The organism is Microbacterium sp. CR_7 (assembly GCF_041954755.1).
Classification (GTDB): Bacteria; Actinomycetota; Actinomycetes; order Actinomycetales; family Microbacteriaceae; genus Microbacterium.
The window spans coordinates 416972-435542 of sequence record NZ_JAVAYF010000004.1 but is presented as its reverse complement, the minus strand read 5'-3'; the positions used below and the strand labels follow the sequence as shown (position 1 = coordinate 435542).

19 protein-coding genes are annotated in these 18571 nt (G+C 68.9%); 12 read left to right on the top strand and 7 right to left on the bottom strand.

Annotated features, from left to right (window positions below; translation table 11 throughout):
• Positions 1-35: 35 nt before the first annotated feature.
• The 8 genes from sdhC to RAC81_RS11195 all read left to right on the top strand — a co-directional run bounded on the left by sdhC (position 36) and on the right by RAC81_RS11195 (position 7521).
• Positions 36-470, top strand: a complete 435-nt coding sequence (gene sdhC / locus RAC81_RS11230) for a succinate dehydrogenase, cytochrome b556 subunit (protein WP_096713723.1) — start codon at positions 36-38, stop codon at positions 468-470.
• On the top strand, positions 470-913 hold the full coding sequence (locus tag RAC81_RS11225; RefSeq protein ID WP_251587388.1) for a succinate dehydrogenase hydrophobic membrane anchor subunit: 444 nt from the start codon (positions 470-472) through the stop codon (positions 911-913). Before sdhC ends, RAC81_RS11225 begins: the two co-directional genes overlap by 1 nt.
• A 34-nt stretch (positions 914-947) precedes the next feature.
• Positions 948-2774 (top strand): succinate dehydrogenase flavoprotein subunit, encoded by a 1827-nt coding sequence (gene sdhA, locus RAC81_RS11220; protein ID WP_375082415.1) that lies wholly within the window; start codon positions 948-950, stop codon positions 2772-2774.
• 2 nt (positions 2775-2776) lie between these two features.
• Entirely contained in the window at positions 2777-3544 is a 768-nt protein-coding gene (locus tag RAC81_RS11215) for a succinate dehydrogenase iron-sulfur subunit (RefSeq protein WP_341933913.1), read from the top strand.
• Positions 3545-3631: 87 nt separating this feature from the next.
• Positions 3632-4846 (top strand): YihY/virulence factor BrkB family protein, encoded by a 1215-nt coding sequence (locus tag RAC81_RS11210; protein WP_375082414.1) that lies wholly within the window; start codon positions 3632-3634, stop codon positions 4844-4846.
• A gap of 10 nt (positions 4847-4856) precedes the next feature.
• Entirely contained in the window at positions 4857-5696 is an 840-nt protein-coding gene (locus tag RAC81_RS11205; protein WP_375082413.1) for an exodeoxyribonuclease III, read from the top strand.
• 36 nt (positions 5697-5732) lie between these two features.
• On the top strand, positions 5733-6737 hold the full coding sequence (gene trpS / locus RAC81_RS11200) for a tryptophan--tRNA ligase (RefSeq protein ID WP_375082412.1): 1005 nt from the start codon (positions 5733-5735) through the stop codon (positions 6735-6737).
• A 25-nt stretch (positions 6738-6762) separates the two neighbouring features.
• Positions 6763-7521, top strand: coding sequence for a hypothetical protein (locus RAC81_RS11195; RefSeq protein WP_375082411.1), 759 nt, complete (start codon positions 6763-6765; stop codon positions 7519-7521).
• Positions 7522-7636: 115 nt separating this feature from the next.
• Here the strand turns inward: RAC81_RS11195 and pth are convergent, their stop codons facing one another.
• Together pth and RAC81_RS11185 are read right to left on the bottom strand one after the other, a co-directional pair.
• Positions 7637-8218 (bottom strand): aminoacyl-tRNA hydrolase, encoded by a 582-nt coding sequence (gene pth / locus RAC81_RS11190; RefSeq protein WP_375082410.1) that lies wholly within the window; start codon positions 8216-8218, stop codon positions 7637-7639.
• A 99-nt stretch (positions 8219-8317) separates the two neighbouring features.
• The gene (locus RAC81_RS11185) at positions 8318-8941 is read right to left on the bottom strand and encodes a 50S ribosomal protein L25/general stress protein Ctc (protein ID WP_375082409.1); all 624 of its coding nucleotides are present in this window, start codon (positions 8939-8941) and stop codon (positions 8318-8320) included.
• Positions 8942-9159: 218 nt separating this feature from the next.
• Here RAC81_RS11185 and RAC81_RS11180 point away from each other — a divergent pair, with 218 nt between their 5' ends.
• Positions 9160-9285 carry a hypothetical protein gene (locus RAC81_RS11180; protein ID WP_256999418.1) on the top strand — a complete coding sequence of 42 codons (126 nt, stop codon included), beginning with the start codon at positions 9160-9162 and terminating at the stop codon, positions 9283-9285.
• A 79-nt stretch (positions 9286-9364) separates the two neighbouring features.
• The gene (gene gndA / locus RAC81_RS11175; protein ID WP_375082408.1) at positions 9365-10819 is read left to right on the top strand and encodes an NADP-dependent phosphogluconate dehydrogenase; all 1455 of its coding nucleotides are present in this window, start codon (positions 9365-9367) and stop codon (positions 10817-10819) included.
• A gap of 56 nt (positions 10820-10875) precedes the next feature.
• Here the strand turns inward: gndA and RAC81_RS11170 are convergent, their stop codons facing one another.
• Together RAC81_RS11170 and RAC81_RS11165 are read right to left on the bottom strand one after the other, a co-directional pair.
• Complete coding sequence (locus tag RAC81_RS11170) at positions 10876-11601, bottom strand: ABC transporter ATP-binding protein (protein WP_375082407.1); 726 nt, start codon at positions 11599-11601, stop codon at positions 10876-10878.
• Between the two features lie 35 nt (positions 11602-11636).
• On the bottom strand, positions 11637-13097 hold the full coding sequence (locus RAC81_RS11165; protein ID WP_375082406.1) for an ABC transporter permease: 1461 nt from the start codon (positions 13095-13097) through the stop codon (positions 11637-11639).
• Positions 13098-13271: 174 nt separating this feature from the next.
• Between RAC81_RS11165 and RAC81_RS11160 the strand changes: the two genes are divergently transcribed.
• Positions 13272-14000, top strand: a complete 729-nt coding sequence (locus RAC81_RS11160; protein ID WP_375082405.1) for a response regulator transcription factor — start codon at positions 13272-13274, stop codon at positions 13998-14000.
• A 26-nt stretch (positions 14001-14026) separates the two neighbouring features.
• On the top strand, positions 14027-15514 hold the full coding sequence (locus tag RAC81_RS11155) for a sensor histidine kinase (RefSeq protein WP_375082404.1): 1488 nt from the start codon (positions 14027-14029) through the stop codon (positions 15512-15514).
• Between the two features lie 38 nt (positions 15515-15552).
• Here the strand turns inward: RAC81_RS11155 and RAC81_RS11150 are convergent, their stop codons facing one another.
• The 3 genes from RAC81_RS11150 to RAC81_RS11140 are packed head-to-tail and all read right to left on the bottom strand — an operon-like array spanning position 15553 to position 18502.
• A complete protein-coding gene (locus RAC81_RS11150) occupies positions 15553-17127 on the bottom strand; it encodes an FAD-dependent oxidoreductase (RefSeq protein WP_375082403.1) in 1575 nt (524 codons plus the stop codon).
• Positions 17128-17172: 45 nt separating this feature from the next.
• Positions 17173-18030 (bottom strand): FAD:protein FMN transferase, encoded by an 858-nt coding sequence (locus RAC81_RS11145; protein WP_375082402.1) that lies wholly within the window; start codon positions 18028-18030, stop codon positions 17173-17175.
• Positions 18031-18046: 16 nt separating this feature from the next.
• A complete protein-coding gene (locus RAC81_RS11140) occupies positions 18047-18502 on the bottom strand; it encodes an FMN-binding protein (RefSeq protein ID WP_375082401.1) in 456 nt (151 codons plus the stop codon).
• Positions 18503-18571: the final 69 nt, after the last annotated feature.

Sequence of the window (18571 nt, the reverse complement as noted above, 5' to 3'; positions counted from 1 at the left end):
CGCGACCGAGTCACATCGATCCAGGGAGGACGACCGTGTCCACAAGCGCTCGCTTGACACCGTCGATTTCGGAAACCACGTCAAAGACCCCCCGCGGCACCCTTTACCGGGGTCGCGAAGGCATGTGGTCGTGGGTGCTTCACCGCATCACCGGAGTCGCCATCTTCTTCTTCCTGTTGGTGCACGTGCTCGACACGGCGCTCATCAGGGTGTCGCCGGAGGCGTACGACGCCGTCATCGGCACGTACAAGAACCCGGTCATGGCACTCGGCGAGGTCGTGCTCGTCGCGGGCATCGTCTTCCACGCCATGAACGGCCTGCGCATCATCGCGGTCGACTTCTGGTCGAAGGGCGCCCGCTACCAGCGCCAGCTCTTCTGGGGCGTGCTCCTTGTCTGGGGCATCATCATGGCGGGCTTCGTGCCGCGCCACCTCATGCTCGCGTTCGCCGGCTTCGGAGGAGGACACTGATGACCGCCCAGACCGTCGCCGCCCCCACCCGCGCCCGCCGCGGGGTCAACCTCGAGAAGTGGGGCTGGGTCTTCATGCGGGTCTCGGGCATGGTGCTCGTGATCCTCATCTTCGGACACCTGTTCATCAACCTCATGGTCGGCGAGGGCATCCACGCCCTCGACTTCGCGTTCATCGCCGGTAAGTTCGCCACGCCGTTCTGGCAGTGGTGGGACGTGCTGATGCTCTGGCTCGCCCTGATCCACGGCGCGAACGGCATGCGCACGATCGTCAACGATTACGTCACCAACGCCACCGCGCGCAAGGCGCTGATCTGGGCTCTCGGCCTCGCGGCGGCGCTGCTCATCATCCTCGGCACCCTCGTGGTCTTCACGTTCGACCCGTGCCTCGGTGTGACCGAGTCGAGCACGCTGTGGGAACAGTGCCAGACACTGGGCAACTAACACTGGGCAAGTAGAAGAGAAGGCATAAGAAGAAGTGACTACAGAGACCCAGGACTCCTTCGTGCGCGACGGCGTGCACTACCACCAGTTCGACATCGTCATCGTCGGCGCCGGCGGCGCGGGCATGCGCGCGGCGATCGAGGCGGGTCCCGGCGCGAAGACCGCCGTGATCTCGAAGCTCTACCCGACGCGGTCGCACACCGGCGCGGCGCAGGGCGGCATGGCGGCGGCCCTCGCGAACGTCGAGGAGGACAGCTGGGAGTGGCACACCTTCGACACGGTCAAGGGCGGCGACTACCTCGTCGACCAGGACGCGGCCGAGATCCTCGCCAAGGAGGCCATCGACGCGGTCATCGACCTGGAGAACATGGGTCTCCCCTTCAACCGCACACCCGAGGGCAAGATCGACCAGCGCCGGTTCGGCGGGCACACCGCAGAGCACGGCAAGACGCCGGTGCGCCGCGCCTGCTACGCCGCCGACCGCACGGGCCACATGATCCTGCAGACGCTGTTCCAGAACTGCGTCAAGCTCGGCATCAACTTCTTCAACGAGTTCTACGTGCTGGACCTCATCACGGTGAAGGATGCCGCGGGCAAGACCCAGGTCGCGGGTGTCGTCGCCTACGACCTGTCGACCGGCGAGCTGCACGTCTTCCAGTCGAAGGCCGTGATCTTCGCCACCGGCGGCTTCGGCAAGATCTTCAAGACCACCTCGAACGCGCACACCCTCACCGGTGACGGCGTCGGCATCGTCTGGCGCAAGGGCCTCCCCCTGGAGGACCTCGAGTTCTTCCAGTTCCACCCGACCGGTCTCGCCGGCCTCGGCATCCTCCTCACCGAGGGTGCCCGCGGCGAGGGCGCGATCCTCCGCAACGCCTCCGGCGAGCGGTTCATGGAGCGCTACGCCCCCACCATCAAGGACCTCGCTCCTCGCGACATCGTCGCGCGCTGCATGGTGCAGGAGGTCGCAGAGGGTCGCGGCGCCGGGCCGCACAAGGACTACGTGCTTCTGGACTGCACGCACCTCGGAGCCGAGGTCCTCGAGACCAAGCTCCCCGACATCACCGAGTTCGCCCGCACCTACCTGGGCGTCGACCCGGTCGTCGAGCCCGTGCCGGTGATGCCCACCGCCCACTACGCGATGGGCGGCATCCCGACGAACAACAACGGCGAGGTGCTCGCGGACAACGACACCGTCGTCCCCGGCCTGTACGCCGCCGGCGAGTGCGCGTGCGTCTCGGTGCACGGCGCGAACCGCCTCGGCACGAACTCGCTCCTCGACATCAACGTCTTCGGCAAGCGCTCCGGCCGCAACGCGGTCGAGTACGTCAAGACCGCCGACTTCGTGCCGCTGCCCGAGAACCCGGCGGCGTTCGTCTCCGACATGCTCGAGGGCCTGCGCAACAACCAGGGCACCGAGCGCATCGCGGTGCTGCGCAAGACGCTGCAGGACGAGATGGACAAGGGCGCGCAGGTCTTCCGCACGCACGAATCACTGCAGCACGTCCTGGGCGTCATCGCCGAGCTGCGCGAGCGCTACAAGAACGTGCACGTCGACGACAAGGGCCAGCGGTTCAACACCGACCTTCTCGAGGCGGTCGAGCTGGGCTTCCTGCTCGACATCGCCGAGGTCGTCGTGTACGCGGCGCAGAACCGCGAGGAGAGCCGGGGCGGCCACATGCGCGACGACTTCCCGAAGCGCGACGACGACAACTACATGAAGCACACCATGGCGTACCTGACGGGCGACCCCCACTCCTCCGACCCGAGCGACCACATCAAGCTCGATTGGAAGCCCGTCGTGTTCACCAAGAACGAGCAGGGCGAGTTCAACTACCCGCCGATGGAGAGGAAGTACTGAGCATGTCGAACGCACTCGCCGAGGCCCCCGCAGAGGCCACGGAGGACACCGGCATCCAGTCCTTCATCGTCACGTTCAACATCCGTCGCTTCGATCCCGAGGTCGATGCGGAGCCGCACTGGGTCGACTACGACGTGGAGCTGTACTCCACCGACCGCGTCCTCGACGCGCTGCACAAGATCAAGTGGGAGGTCGACGGCTCGCTCACGTTCCGCCGATCCTGCGCGCACGGCATCTGCGGATCCGACGCCATGCGCATCAACGGCCGCAACCGCCTCGCCTGCAAGACGCTGATCAAGGATCTCGACATCTCGAAGCCGATCTACGTCGAGGCGATCAAGGGCCTGCCGCTGGAGAAGGACCTCGTCGTCGACATGGAGCCGTTCTTCGCGTCGTACCGCGAGGTGCAGCCGTTCCTCGTCGCGAACTCCGTGCCGGAGAAGGGCAAGGAGCGCACTCAGTCGATCGCCGATCGCGAGATCTTCGACGACACGACCAAGTGCATCCTGTGCGCCGCGTGCACCTCGTCGTGCCCGGTGTTCTGGACCGACGGCCAGTACTTCGGCCCGGCGGCGATCGTCAACGCGCACCGCTTCATCTTCGACTCCCGCGACGACAACGCGGACGTCCGCCTCGACATCCTCAACGACAAGGAGGGCGTCTGGCGCTGCCGCACGACCTTCAACTGCTCCGAGGCGTGCCCCCGAGGCATCGAGGTCACCAAGGCCATCGCCGAAGTCAAGCAGGCCGTGCTGCGCGGTCGTCCCTGACCTCCGGTTCCAGCTGTTCGACGGGCGGTCTCCTTCGGGAGGCCGCCCGTCTGCCGTCTCCGGTGCGGCCGCCGATAGGGTGAAGACGTGTCGGAGCGAGATCGAGCAGCGGGCGAGACGGAGCCCGGGCGGATCGATGCGGTCGTGGACCGCGCGGCGACGCTGACGAGGCGCACGCTCGGACTCTTCCCGGTGCGGGTGTGGCGACACTTCCTGCAGCACAACGGCTTCCTGCTCGCAGCCGGAGTCAGCTACCAGGCCCTGTTCGCCATCTTCGCCGCGATCTACCTCGCGTTCGCCGTCGCCGGCCTCTGGCTCGGAGCGAGCGAAGAGGCCGTCGACGCCCTGATCGACGTCATCAACAGCTACATCCCGAACCTCATCCAGCCGGAGGGCGGGCTGTTCACGCCCGAACAGGCCCAGGAGATCGCCGCGAGCACGACCGGCGTCCTCAGCGTCACCGGCCTCATCGCCCTGGGCACTGTCATCTGGACGGCCATCGGCTGGGTGACGTTCTCCCGCCGGGCCACCCGCGACATCTTCGGACTGCCACCCGACCTCCGCAGCTACGTGATGCTCAAGGCGCGTGATCTCCTCGCCGCGCTCATCTTCGGCGTCGCGCTGATCGCGGGATCCCTGCTCAGTTCGGCCAGTGCCGCCGCCCTGAGCTGGCTGCTCGGCCTCGTCGGGTGGGACACCGGGTCGGCCGGGCTCACCCTGAGCATCCGTCTCGGCACCGTCGTGGTGTCTTTCGCGCTGCTCTCGGGCGCGCTGGCGGCGATGGTGCGGTTCCTGACCGGTACCTCCCTCGCCTGGCGGACGATCTGGCCGGGCGCCCTCCTCGGCGGAGCGGCGATGACAGTGCTCCAGTACGGCGCCGGGTTCCTGCTGAGCTACACCCCGAGCAACCCCCTGCTGGCGACGTTCGCCATCTTCGTCGGCCTCCTGCTGTGGTTCCGCGTCAACGGCGTGGTGATGCTGGTCGCCTCGTCGTGGATCGCGGTCTCGGCACGTGACCGAGACCTTCCCCTCACCCGACGCTCGGATGCGCAGCGGCTGGCTGACGAACACCGCACCCTCGTCGCCGCCGCGCGTATCCGCCTGGATGCCGCACGATCGGCACGCGAGCGGGCGCCGTGGTACCGCTCGTGGGCCGCCCGCAGGCAGGAGCGCCACGCGGAGGCGGATCTCGCCCAGCTCGAGGCGTCGGCGCCGCCCCTCCCCGACCCCGTCCCCTCCTTCATCGAGAGGCTGCGAGCGGAGCGCGACAGCGCGTCCCGGGATGTCGGTGGCGCTCGTTAGGCTTGTCCGCATGCCTCATCTGCGTATCGCCTCTGTCAACGTCAACGGGATCAGGGCGGCGGCCCGCAACGGGATGAGCTCCTGGCTCGACGCCGCCGACGTCGATGTGCTCACCCTCCAGGAGGTGCGCGGTCAGGACGAGCACCTCGAGGCCGCCCTTCCCGGCTGGACCTTCGTGCACGACGAGGCCAGCGCCAAGGGCCGAGCCGGTGTCGCGATCGCCAGCCGTGTGCCCGCGCTCTCGTTCCGCACCGATTTCGGACCGTCCGACTTCGACTCGAAGGGCCGATGGATCGAGGCCGACTTCCTGATCGGCGACCGTCCGCTTACCGTCGTGAGCGCCTACGTGCATTCGGGCGAGGCCGACACTCCGAAGCAGGAGGAGAAGTGGAAGTTCCTCGACGCGTTCGGCGCGCGGCTCGCCGAGCTCGGTCAGAACGACGCCCTCGCGCTCGTGACCGGTGACCTCAACGTCGGGCACCGTGAGCTCGACATCAAGAACTGGCGAGGCAACCGCAAGAAGGCGGGATTCCTCCCGCGCGAGCGCGCGTACTTCGATCGCTTCCTCGGCCCGGCGGGCGAGCCAGTGGAGGGGGTCGACGGCTCGACGGGTGTCGGCCTCGGCTGGGTCGACGTAGGTCGGCGCTTCCACGGCGAGGTCGAGGGGCCGTACACCTGGTGGTCGATGCGCGGACAGGCGTTCGACAACGACTCGGGGTGGCGCATCGACTACCACCTCGCCACTCCCGCGCTCGCCGAGCGCGTCACGGCGTACCACGTCGCCCGTGCGGCCGCCTATGACCAGCGCTGGAGCGACCACGCGCCCGTCGTCGTCGACTACACCTACTGAACTCGCGGGCGACGCGTCGCCCATAGGATTGATACCGTGACCAAGCCTCGCCTCTACTCCGGAATGCAGCCCTCCGCCGACTCCCTCCAGATCGGCAACTACATCGGGGCGCTGCTGCAGTGGCGGGAACTGCAGAGCTCGTTCGACGCCTTCTTCTCGGTCGTCGACCTGCACGCGATCACCGTCGCTCAGGACCCGGCCGAGCTCCGCGAGAAGACCCGCCGGACGGCCGCTCAGTACATCGCTGCGGGCATCGAACCCTCCCAGTCGACGCTGTACGTGCAGTCGCACGTGCGCGCGCACGCCGAGCTGGCCTGGATCCTTTCAACGATCACGGGATTCGGCGAAGCGGGTCGCATGACCCAGTTCAAGGACAAGTCGGCTCGCTACGGCGCGGACTCGACGAGCGTCGGCCTGTTCACGTATCCGGTGCTCATGGCCGCCGACATCCTGCTCTACCAGACCGATGTCGTGCCCGTCGGCGACGACCAGAAGCAGCACGTCGAGCTCACGCGCGACCTCGCGGAGCGCTTCAACGCGCGGTTCGGCGAGACCTTCGTCGTGCCGAAGCCCGTGATCCAGAAGGACACCGCGCGCATCTACGACCTGCAGAACCCGACGTCGAAGATGTCGAAGTCGGCCGAGAGCGACGCCGGCGTGCTGTGGATGCTCGACGACCCGGCGAAGTCCGCGAAGAAGATCATGCGCGCCGTCACCGACAACGAGGGGTCGGTGCGCTTCGATCGCGAGAACAAGCCCGGGGTCTCGAACCTGCTGACCATCTACGCCGCCCTCACGGGTCGCCAGGTGGCGTCGATCGAAGACGAGTACGCCGGCCGCGGCTACGGGGATTTCAAGAAGGGTCTCGCCGAGGTCGTCGTGAACGAGTTCGAGCCCGTGCGCGCTCGCGCGCTGGAGCTGCTCGACGACCCGGCCGAGCTCGACCGCATCCTCGCCTCGAACGCCGCGCGGGCCGATGAGGTCGCCGACGCGACCCTCGCGACCGTGTACGACCGCGTCGGCCTGCTGCGCCGAGTCTGAACCGGGGCGCACCTAGGATGGGGGCGTGAGCGATCCGCAGCAGCCCTCGTACGGTGACGTCCCTCCGGTGCCTCCGGCTCCCGCCGCGTACCCGCCGGCTCCGCCCGCACCGCAGGCTCCGCCGGCATACGCCGCTCCGCCGGCATACGCCGCTCCGCCGGCACCGCAGGCTCCCCCGGCATACGCCGCTCCCCCGTCCCACGCAGCGCCCGCCGCCTACCCGGCGGCTCCCGCGCAGGCGCCCGTGCCGCCGGGCATCCCGCCGGCCCCGGCCGGTGCTCCGCAGTTCCCCGCTCCCGGCACACCCGCTTATGTGCAACCCGCTCCTCCCGGGGCCTACCAGGTGCCGGTCGGGGGTTACGCCGCTCCATCCGGCGCCTACCAGGTGCCTCGCCCGACCGAGAAGAAGTCGGCGCTGCTCGGCATCCTGTCGCTGATCTTCGCTGCCGTGTCCTCCGTGGTCACGCCGATCGTGGTCGGCGTCGCCGGCTACGAGATCGGACGCCGCATCCCCAGCGGCCTCGACACGACCGACCCCGACTTCCTGTCGCTGCTGTCGCCCGCCCGCGATCAGGTGCTCTGGGCCGAGATCTCGTTCTGGACCGGAACGATCCTCGGGATCGCGGCGATCGTCATCGGCATCCTCGCCATTCGCCGGAATCAGGGACGGGGTGCCGGCATCGCGGCGCTCGTCGTCGCTGTGCTCGGACCCATCATCTTCTGGGTCGTCCTGCTGTTCGCGATCTCCACGGGAACGGCCGCGGGCTTCCTGCCGACCACCTGATCCGCGGCCGCCGTGCGGGGCTGCTGGGATCAGGAGCATCACCAGAGATCAGGAACTTTCCGACCGCATCCTCCTGATCTCGGCGCAGCCTCCTGATCTCAGGCTCGGGCCGGCGTCAGCGCGGCGCGTGGTGCTTCTGCTGTGCCGCGACGAGCCCCTCTGCGACCAGCAGCTCGACGGCATCCGCCCCGTCCGACACGAGGATCGGCAGGTTGGCGCGCTCGTCCTTGCCGAACGGCGACAGCACCCAGTCCGCCGGATCCTGTCGACCCGGGGGACGTCCGATGCCGACCCGCACCCGCGGGAAGTCCGGCGTGGTGATCGCGCTCGCGATGTCGCGCACGCCGTTGTGGCCGCCGTGACCGCCGCCGCTCTTGAGCTTGATCGTGTCGAAGGGAATGTCGAGCTCATCGTGCACGACGACGAGCCGCTCCGGCGGCACGGAGTAGAAGCGCGCGAGGGCGGCGACGGGCGTCCCCGAGACGTTCATGAACGTGTTGGGCTTCGCGAGCACGAGCTTGTCCGCCCCCGGGCGCAGCCAGGTCTCGACGACCCGCGCCCCCGCCTTGTGCTCGCGGAAGGTCTCGCCGCGACGCGCGGCGAGCTCGTCGACGACCATCTGCCCGATGTTGTGCCGGGTCGCCTCGTATCGCGGGCCGGGATTGCCCAGCCCCACCACGAGCCAGGTGGATGCCATGTCGTCGTCCTCTCGCATGTGCGGACGGCCGTCCGCGTCGGGATACGACGGAGGGGACGCGATGACCTCGCGTCCCCTCCGTGCTGAAGCTGTCGGAGATTACTCCGCGGCGTCCTCCTGAGCGGCCTCTTCCTCGGTCTCGCCCTCGGCGGGCTCCTCGGCGGTCGTGTCTTCCTCGACCTCGAGGACCGGCACCGACACGGCGACGACGAGGACCTCGGGGTCGGTCAGCAGCGTCGAGCCCTTGGGCAGTGCGACGTCGGCGGCCGTGATGTGCGCGCCCTCCTCGAGACCCTCGACGGAGACCTCGACGTTCTCGGGGATGTGCGTGGCCTCGGCCTCGATCGACAACGTGGTCGCGTCGAGCGTGGCGATCGTACCGGCGAAGGGCTCGCCCGTGACGACGACGGGAACGTCGATCGTGACCTTCTCACCCTTCTTCACGACGAGGAGGTCGATGTGCTCGACAATCTGGTGCACCGGGTCCTTCTGGACGTCCTTGACCAGGGCGAGCTGCTCCTTGCCCGCGATGTCGAGCTCGAGCAGCGCGTTGGCACGGCGGATGATCAGCGAGACCTGGTGGCCCGGCAGAGCGACGTGCACGGGCTCGGTGCCGTGACCGTAGATGACGGCAGGGATCTTGCCGGCGGCGCGGAGGCGACGGGCGAAGCCCTTGCCGAAGCTCTCGCGGAGCTCGGCGACGACCTTGGTGTCTTCAGACATGGGGTTCTCCTTCGGGGCACGCAGCGAGGCTGCGCGGTGGTCTTGGAATTGTTCTCGAACGCAGACACGTGAGGGAAGCCACCGGCTTGCTTCGCCGCGTCGATAACGGATGTTCCGCGCACGCGCAGAAGCATCCCTCGCCGAGGTACTCCCCTCATGGTAGCAAACGACCCGGTAGGCTGAGGACACCGGCCCCCTCTGCAGAAAACGGAGTCCCCATGTTCGACGGCGCCTTCTTCTCCCACGTGATCGCCTGGGTCATCGGCGCGATGACCGTGTGCGCGGCCGCCGCGACGTTCGGGGCCCTCTTCTCGCTCGGCCGCTCCGGCTACCGCAAGGACTGACGCCGACACAGACGCGGCTCGATCGCGCGCACCGCGATAATCTGGGGGCATCCCAACCTTCACGATCGAGGAGCCCTCTGTGCCCGAAGCATCAGCCAACATCGGAGTCGTCGGACTCGCCGTCATGGGGTCGAACCTCGCCCGTAACCTCGCCAGCCGCGAGGGCAACACGGTGGCGATCTTCAACCGCAGCTACGAGAAGACCGAGACGCTCGTCTCCGAGCACCCCGAGGCCGGCTTCCTGCCCGCGCAGACCTACCGGGAGTTCGCCGACTCGCTGCAGAAGCCGCGCACCGCGATCATCATGGTCAAGGCCGGCCGCCCGACGGATGCCGTGATCGATTCGCTCCTCGAGGTCTTCGAGCCGGGCGACATCATCGTCGACGGCGGCAACGCGTACTTCCCCGACACGATCCGCCGCGAGAAGGCCGTCCGCGAGACGGGCGTGAACTTCGTCGGCGCCGGTATCTCCGGCGGCGAGGAGGGTGCCCTCACCGGCCCGTCGATCATGCCAGGCGGCTCGGACGAGTCGTGGGTCACGCTCGGCCCGATCCTGAAGTCGATCGCCGCAGTCGCCGAGGGCGAGCCGTGCGTCACGCACGTCGGTCACGACGGCGCCGGACACTTCGTGAAGATGGTGCACAACGGCATCGAGTACGCCGACATGCAGCTCATCGCCGAGGCGTACGACCTGATCCGTCGCGGCACCGGCAAGAGCCCGGCCGAGATCGCCGACATCTTCGCCGACTGGAACCGGGGCGAACTCGAGTCGTACCTGATCGAGATCACCGCCGAGGTGCTGCGTCAGTTGGACGCCGAGACCGGCAAGCCGCTCGTCGACGTCATCCTCGACCAGGCCGGTGCCAAGGGCACGGGAGCGTGGACCGTGCAGACCGCTCTGTCGCTGGGCGTCCCCGTCTCGGGTATCGCCGAGGCCACGTTCGCCCGCTCGCTGTCCTCGCACCCCGAGCAGCGCGCCGCGGCCGCCGCTCTCCCCGGCCCGGGCGAGGCGTTCACCGTCGCCCCGGAAGACGTCGACGCGTTCATCGAGGATGTGCGTCTGGCGCTCTACGCCTCGAAGATCGTCGCGTACTCGCAGGGCTTCGACGAGATCCGTGCGGGCGCAGCCGAGTACGACTGGAACATCGACCTCGGCGCGATCTCGAAGATCTGGCGCGGCGGCTGCATCATCCGCGCACAGTTCCTCAACCGCATCGCCGACGCCTACCAGGCCGAGCCGGAGCTCCCCGTGCTCATGACCGCGCCGTACTTCGCCGAGGCGCTCACCCGCGGTCAGGCCGCGTGGCGGCGCGTCGTCATCGCCGCCGCCCAGGCCGGCATCCCCGCTCCGGCGTTCTCGTCGTCGCTGTCGTACTACGACGGCATCCGCGCCGACCGCCTGCCCGCAGCGCTCGTGCAGGGACAGCGCGACTTCTTCGGCGCGCACACCTACAAGCGCATCGACAAGGAAGGCACCTTCCACACCCAGTGGTCGGGCGACCGCACCGAGATCGAAGCCGAAGACACGCACTGAGCGTCGTCTGAGCACGACGAAGGCCCCGACGCATCGCGCCGGGGCCTTCGTCGTCCTCACCGGGTGATGTCCTGCACGGCGCCCTGGGAGAGGCGCAGCCGTCTGGTCGCGCGGCGGGCGACGGCGGAGTCGTGCGTGACGACGATCATCGTGATCCCCTGAGCGCACAGCCCTTCGAGGAGCGTGAGGATCTCGTCTCGCATGCTCTCGTCGAGGTTGCCCGTCGGCTCGTCGGCGAGAAGCACACGCGGCCTCTTCACGATCGCGCGGGCGATGGCGACGCGTTGCTGCTGTCCGCCCGACAGCTCTGTCGGCAGGTGATCGCCGCGGTCTCCGAGCCCCACATGGGCGAGGGCCTCGGCCACACGTCTCCTTCGTTCCGCTCTGCCCGGTGACGACGGCTCCAGTGCCATGTCGACGTTCTCGGCGGCTGTGAGGGTCGGGATCAGGTTGAAGCCCTGGAACACGAAGCCGATCTCTTCGGAACGGATCCGGGTGAGCTCGCGAGCGGATGCCGAGGCCAGCTCGATCTCGCCCAGCCGGAGTGAGCCGGATGACGGCTTGTCGAGCGCCCCGAGCAGTTGCAGCAGCGTGGATTTCCCCCCGCCGGTGGGTCCCTGGATCGTCACGAACTCGCCCGGGTGAATGGTGAGGTCGACCCCGGTGAGGGCCCTGACGGATCGCCCCTTCTGCGCATAGATGCGTGTGACATCCCGCGCGCGGTACAGCGGAACTGCGGCATCCCCGGGTGCGGTCGCCGTGGCGACGTCTGCGATGGTCATGTGTTTTCTCCTTGTCTCTGTGTGGCGTGTGGGTGTCAGGCGACGGAGCGCAATGCCTCGGCGGGACTGAGGCGGGCTGCGCGCCAGCCGCCGAAGGCTCCGGCGACGAGTCCTCCGAGCACGGCGAGACCGACCGCGGCCACCAGCGCCCAGAGGCTGAACGGCGCCTGCAGCACGATGTCCGCCGCCTGCTGCGCCTGGAACATGCCTCCTCCACCGGTGGGACCGCCGCCCATGCCGCCGGGTCCGCCGCCGTCGGCGCCGGTAGCGGAGGTGGCCGCCACAGTGGGCTTCACGAGGTTGATGACGACGATGCCGATGATGCCGAGCGCGAGTCCCGCGGCTCCGCCGATCAGGCCCTGCACCATCGACTCGCCGGCCACCTGTCGCACCACACGGCCGTTCGACCAGCCGATCGCCTTGAGCGTGCCGAACTCGCGGGTGCGGCGCGAGACTCCGGACAGCGTGAGCAGCACCGAGAGCAGCACGGCCACGGCGAGCACGATGATCGACAGCCACGTGCCGAGGTTCGTGATGAGAGACGTCGCGCTGGAGAGCGACCCGGACACGGTCGAGGCGAGTTCGGACTGCGAGGTGATCGTCGCGTCCGGGAGCTCGCCGGCGAGCGCAGTCCGAACGGCGTCGATCGACGCCGCGGACTCGGCCTGCACGTACACGGTCGAGATCACGTCGCCCGCGCCGGAGAGCTCCTGCGCGGTGTCGAGAGGCAGGTAGACGTTCGCCGCGGTGTCGGCGGAGTCGGACGTGGATGCCACGATGCCGACCACCTCGACGTCGGAGCCGGCCACGTCGATGGCGTCGCCCACCGCGATCTCGTTCGTGGTCGCGTAAGACGCGTCGACGAGAGCGACGAGAGAGCCGCCGTCGTCGCTGTCGAGTGCACGGCCGTCGCTGACCTCGACCGAGGCGAGTGGACCCACCGATGCCGCGGCGGGGTCGATGCCGAGCACGGTGAACGAGTCGACGCCGAACGAGCCGCCGCCTTCTCCGCCTTGCGGGGGCGCCTGACCCTCGGTCGGCATGGTGCCCTCGGCATCCGTCCCGCCGAAGCCGCCGCTGGGCAGCTCCCCGGAGAAGGTCGAGTTCGTGAGGCTGAGTGCCGCAGTCGCCGCCGTCACGCCGTCCGTCGAGGTGACGGTGTCGAGCACCGAGGCGTCGAGCGTGCCGCGCATGAGGTCGGTGCGCAGAGTCGACTGGCTGAGCGTGGTGGTCTCGCCGTCGGTCGTGCCGTCCTCCGACCCGAAGTCGAAGCGCTGTCCGCCTCCCTCCCCCGGCTCGGCCGCCGCACCGGTGACCGTGAGGTCGGTGCCGATTCCGTAGACGGACTCGAGGGCTTGCGCCTGCGCGTCTCTCACCCCTGCGGTGAGCGCGTTGACGATGATGACGAGGGCGATGGCGATCGCGAGTCCTATCGCGACGATCGCCGTCTGCTTCTTGCGACCCGCCAACTCCCGTCGCAGATACGTGCCGTACATGTGTCTCCTTCCGCCGCGCGGTTCGCGGGCCGATCACGACGTTAGGAATCGGAGATTTGCGGGATCGAGGCGTGGATGATGAGAAACCTATGCCGATCGACCAGGACCCGATCTCTCAGCGAACACATATCGGATCCCATAGAAACGTCATAGGAGATTCCGCAGAATGGAGGCATGAGCTCCGACCTCCCCGAACTGCGCCGCCCTGACGGCTCCCCTCTGCGCATCCTCGCCGTCGACGACGAGCAGATGCTCACCGACCTGCTCTCGATGGCTCTGCGCATGGAGGGCTGGGAAGTGCGCACAGCGTCCTCGGGACTCGAAGCCCTGCAGGTCGCCCGCGAGTTCGAGCCGGACGCCCTGGTGCTCGACATCATGATGCCCGACCTCGACGGCATGTCGGTGCTGCGGCGACTCCGCGAGGCGGGGAACCTCGTGCCGGTCCTGTTCCTGACTGCGAAGGATGCCGTCGGCGACCGCGTCGCAGGCCTGACCGCCGGCGGTGACGACTACGTCACCAAGCCGTTCAGCCTCGAGGAGGTCATCGCGCGCCTCCGCGCCATCATCCGCCGCACGGGACACGCCACCGCCGACGACGGCCAGTCGATCCTCCGCGTCGCCGACCTCTCGCTCAACGAGGACAGCCACGAGGTCGTGCGCGACGGCACCGAGATCGAGCTCACCGCCACCGAGTTCGAGCTGCTCCGGTTCCTGATGCGGAACGAGAGACGCGTGCTGTCGAAGGCGCAGATCCTCGATCGGGTGTGGAGCTATGACTTCGGCGGCAAGTCGTCGGTGGTCGAGCTGTACATCTCGTACCTGCGGAAGAAGATCGATGCGGGTCGCACCCCCCTGCTGCACACCGTGCGCGGCGTCGGCTACATGATCAAGGCGCCTCAGTGACCAGTCCCCGACTCACGGCGAGGCCGATGAGCCTGCAGACCCGGCTCATGACCGCGGTGATCGGGTTCGTCTCGCTCATCCTCGTGATCGTCGCGGTCATCACGAGCGCGACTCTGGGGGCGACCCTCGAACGTCAGCTCGACGAGAAGATCGGCCAGTACGCGACACAGCTGTCGTACATCGTCGACGACTTCCCCTCGAACATCGCGACCGCTGAGGACGTTCTGGCGGGGAAGACCGCCCAGGAGCCCGGCCTGCTGTTCGCGGTCTCGAATCAGGCGGGTGCGAGCGGTGTCGTGCTCAACCAACCCGGCAACACCGTCGGGTCTGGCCCCGATGCCCTCAGCTCGGCGCAGCTCGCGCAGATCGAATCCGCTCTCCGGGGTGGACGCAACGCCACGGTGACCATCGATGGCTTCGGTTCCTACCGCGTCGTCGTCGTCACAGCGCCGCGCACGGGTGCGACCATCGTCGCCGGTCTCCCGCGCGACGAGATCCAGAACCAGCTCACGACCCTGCTGACGGTCATCGTCCTCGCGACCCTCGGCGGGCTGATCCTGCTCGCCCTCACGACAGCGATCACGATCCGCGTGAGTCTGCGTCCGCTGCGGGCGGTCGCCGCCACCGCCACCCGCGTCGCGAACCAGCAGCTGGATCGCGGCCAGGTCGAGATCACCGAGCGGGTTCCCGCGTACGAGGCCGACCCGCGCACCGAGACCGGTCTCGTCGGCGCGTCGCTGAACACGCTGCTCGATCACGTGAACACGTCGCTCGCCGCACGCCAGAAGAACGAGGAGCGGATGCGGCGGTTCGTCGCAGACGCCAGCCACGAGCTGCGGACGCCCCTCGCCAGCATCCGCGGGTACTCCGAGCTGTCACTGAAGGCCCTCAGCCAGCAGCAGGGCCCAGCGGTGATCGAGGGCGCCACGACGTCTCTTGAGCGCATCCAGGCGCAGTCGCTGCGCATGTCGAGGCTCGTGGAGGACCTGCTGCTCCTCGCGCGGCTCGACGAGGGCCGAGAGCTCGTGCACGGCACCGTCGACCTCACTCAGCTCGCACTCGAGGGCCTGTCGGATGCGCGGCCTACGGCGCCGGAACACCACTGGAACATCGAGGTGCCCGACGAACCCCTCCTGATCATCGGCGACGCGGGCCGGCTGCATCAGGTGGTGGCGAATCTGCTCGCGAACGCCCGCACGCACACGCCCGCAGGCACCCACATCACACTGCGGGTCGACCGCGAGGGCGACGACGCCGTGCTGCGCGTGCACGACGACGGCCCCGGCATCGACCCGAGCGTGCGCGACGAACTGTTCGCCCGGTTCGCCAGGGCCGACACCTCCCGCGCCAGGCAGACGGGCGGCACCGGACTCGGGCTCGCGATCGTCAAGGCGATCGTCGAGGGTCACGGCGGCCGGATCACCGTCGACAGCGAACCCGGTGACACCACGTTCACGGTGCGCATCCCGATGCACCCGGGATCGTCGACGGAGGACCAGCCCTCCGATCAGTAGCCCGGCGATCAGTAGCCGGGCGATCGGGAGCCGGGCGATCAGTAGCCGGCGAACGCGTCGGTCGTGAGCGACCTCGCCTTCTGCAGCGCGGGGGCCAGATCGGCGATGAGCCGCGGCGGCCCCGATATGTACGCATGGCGGAAGCCGAGATCCGGCACCCACTGCTCCAGGCCCGCGCCGTCGAGGCGCGCGCCCCGCGCCCAGCTCCAGTGCGCGGGAAGGTCAGCGGGCTCATCGCGGGTGAACACGACGACGCGCGCGCCCGTCGCCGCGAGCTCGTCACGGAAGGCCAGCTCGGTGCTGTCGGCGGCGACGTATACGAGCACCACGTCACGCTGCTGACCGGTCTGCTGCAGCTGGCGCAGCTGCGACACGAACGGGGTGACGCCGATCCCCGCGGCGACCATCAGCACGGGCGTGTCGGAGCGGGGCAGCAGGAAGTCGCCCCACGTCCCGGTCATGGCGAGCGTCGCACCGGGTTCAGCCGCTGCGAGAGCGCGCTTGTAGCTGGAGGGATGCGCCTGATCGCCGTTCTTGTAGGCGATGCGCACCGTCGGAAGATCGGCGGGCGCCGACACGATGCTGAACTCGCGCCGGGTGCCTCGGGCGTCGGGCCTGCGATGCGGCACGTCGAGCTCGAGGTACTGGCCGGGCTGGAAGCGCACGGTCCCCCGCGCGCGGAAGGTGAGCTCCTGCGCCGTCGGCGTGAGGGACCGCCGCTGTTCCAGCACGAGACGCACCGAGCCGCGGAGCGCGAAGGCGAACGCCAGGAGGTTGCCGATGAGCAGCGCCCGCTCCTGACCGAGGGTGAACAGCGATCCGATCGCGATCGGCCACCCGGCCAGCACGCCCACGAGCGCAGCGACCGAGAACTGCTGCCAGCGCCGCGGCGGCATGGTGAGGGGCTCGGACAGCATGAATGCGCCGAGGAAGAGGAAGGGCGACTGCAGCACCGCGAACGAGAGCGCGCTCCCGAGGTCGAACCCGATCGAGAACTCCTGCGCCTGCGCCCCCTGCCGCAGCACCGACACCGCGATCGCGATCACGAGGAAGGCCAGCACGATGCGCACCTTCTCGGTGCGCCACAGCACCGCGAGGCCGAGGATCGCGACGGGCAGGAAGAGGGAGGGCGTGCCGACCCACCACGAGGAGGAGGTGCCCAGCCACTCGAATGCACCGAACGACCCGAGGATCGACACGACCGCGGCGCCGAACGCGGCGGGGTTGACGATGTGCCGACCGCGCCAGGCGATGAGGTACTTCGACAGGCTTGCGAGCGTCCCGGCGATCGCGAGACCCAGCAGCGCGGCGCCCTCGATGCCGGGACGCAGCACGAACAGCAGGATGAGCGCGGTCACGAGCGAGGACTCGATGCGCCAGGGCAGCCGGAGCACGCGCTGCGCGGCGGCGTCGACGGCCGAGATGACGACGGCGAGCACGACGAACGACACGACGATCTCGACCGGCGTCGGCGACACGATCACGCCGAGCGCCGACAGCACGATCGCGATGACGGCGAGCGCGAGCAGAGCGAACAGCACGAGGCGGTACATCGAGATGCCGCCGAGGAAGGCCAGCACGCGCTGCCGCAGCGCGGTGAGGGAGGTGATCACGGTTCTCCTCTTCCCTGATCGATGACGGCGCAGAGGGCCATGCCCCTACGCCCTGACGGTGAACAGCTCGGCAGGGCACCCGGCGGAGCGCTCGGCGCGCCCGTCGGTCGACATCCGTACCCACTCGACTCCCCACGCGCCGGCGAGCTCGGGGCCGCCGTCGAAGAAGAGCGCCGTGGCGACGGCATCCGCTCGCATCGCGTCCGAGGCGATCGCCCAGGTCGCCGCCCAGGTGCGTACGGGGACGCCCGTGCGCGCGTCGAGGACGTGGTGCAGGCCGTCGCCCCAGGCACGGCGGTTGACGGCCGACGCGCAGAGCGCGGCATCCTGCAGCTCGACGACGCCGATGGCCTTGGTCGCGTCGTACGGATGCTCGAGACCGATGCGTACTGCCCTCCCGCGCACCCGGATGTCACCGCCGGCGTCGACGACGAGATCGCCGGGCACGCCGCGGAGCGCATCCGCCACCAGGTCGACGAGTCGCCCCTTGCCGAGCGCGCCGACATCGAGCAGCACGGGAGCGGATGCCGTGGCGCCGCCCTCCGTCCATCGCACGAGGCGCTGCCAGTCCGACGGCGCGGCGACCGGCGAGCCGGCAATGAGCGAATACGAGGCGTCGTAACCGAGCGCCGAGAGGCTGTCACCGACGAGAGGGTTCACGGCGCCACCGGTCGCAGCGGAGGCGTCTCGGAACGCGTCGAGCATGGGAGCCGCGTCAGGTGACGCGATGCTCCCTCCCTCGCGGGCGAGGCGGGTCACCGCCGAGTCCGTTCGGAACCTCGACCACTCGCGGTCGAAGCGCTCGATCTCCGCGGTGACGGTTCTCCGCGTCGCCTCGACGAGGTCGACATCGCTCTCGATCTCCCAGCCGGTGCCGATCGCCTCGAAGCGCCAGGTCGCCATGGCGGGGTCAGGCGCCTCAGGCGGCGGCCTGCTCCTTGATCGACGCCACGGCCTCGTTGAAGCCGCCGCTCGTGAGCGAGGATCCGGCCACCCGACTGACCTCGATCTCGTCGAGGGACTTGCCCACGACCTCGTCGGAGATGCCGTCGATGAACTGGCCCTGGTACTGCTCGGTCTCGCGGGCCTTGGGGTCGCCCGTCACCTCGACGGATTCGACCACGCCGTCGGCGATCGTCAGCGACACCGAGATCGTCTCGACGGTTTCCGGCGTCTGGTAGGAGCCCTCGGCCTCATACGTGCCGTCTTTGTACTCGCCGCTCGCGGCGGTGGAGTCCGACGTCGTGCCGTCGTCACCGGTGGAGGGCGTCTGCGCGTCGCCGGTGCCGGAGCATCCGGCGAGGACGAGGAGTCCGGCGACGCCGAGCAGCGCGGAACCCTTGCGGACAGTGGTCGGTACGGTCGTGCGGATCATGATGGTCCTCCGGCTCTGTTCGAGACAACTGCATGTCGTTGAATCGACCGTAGGGATGCGTCCTATGGA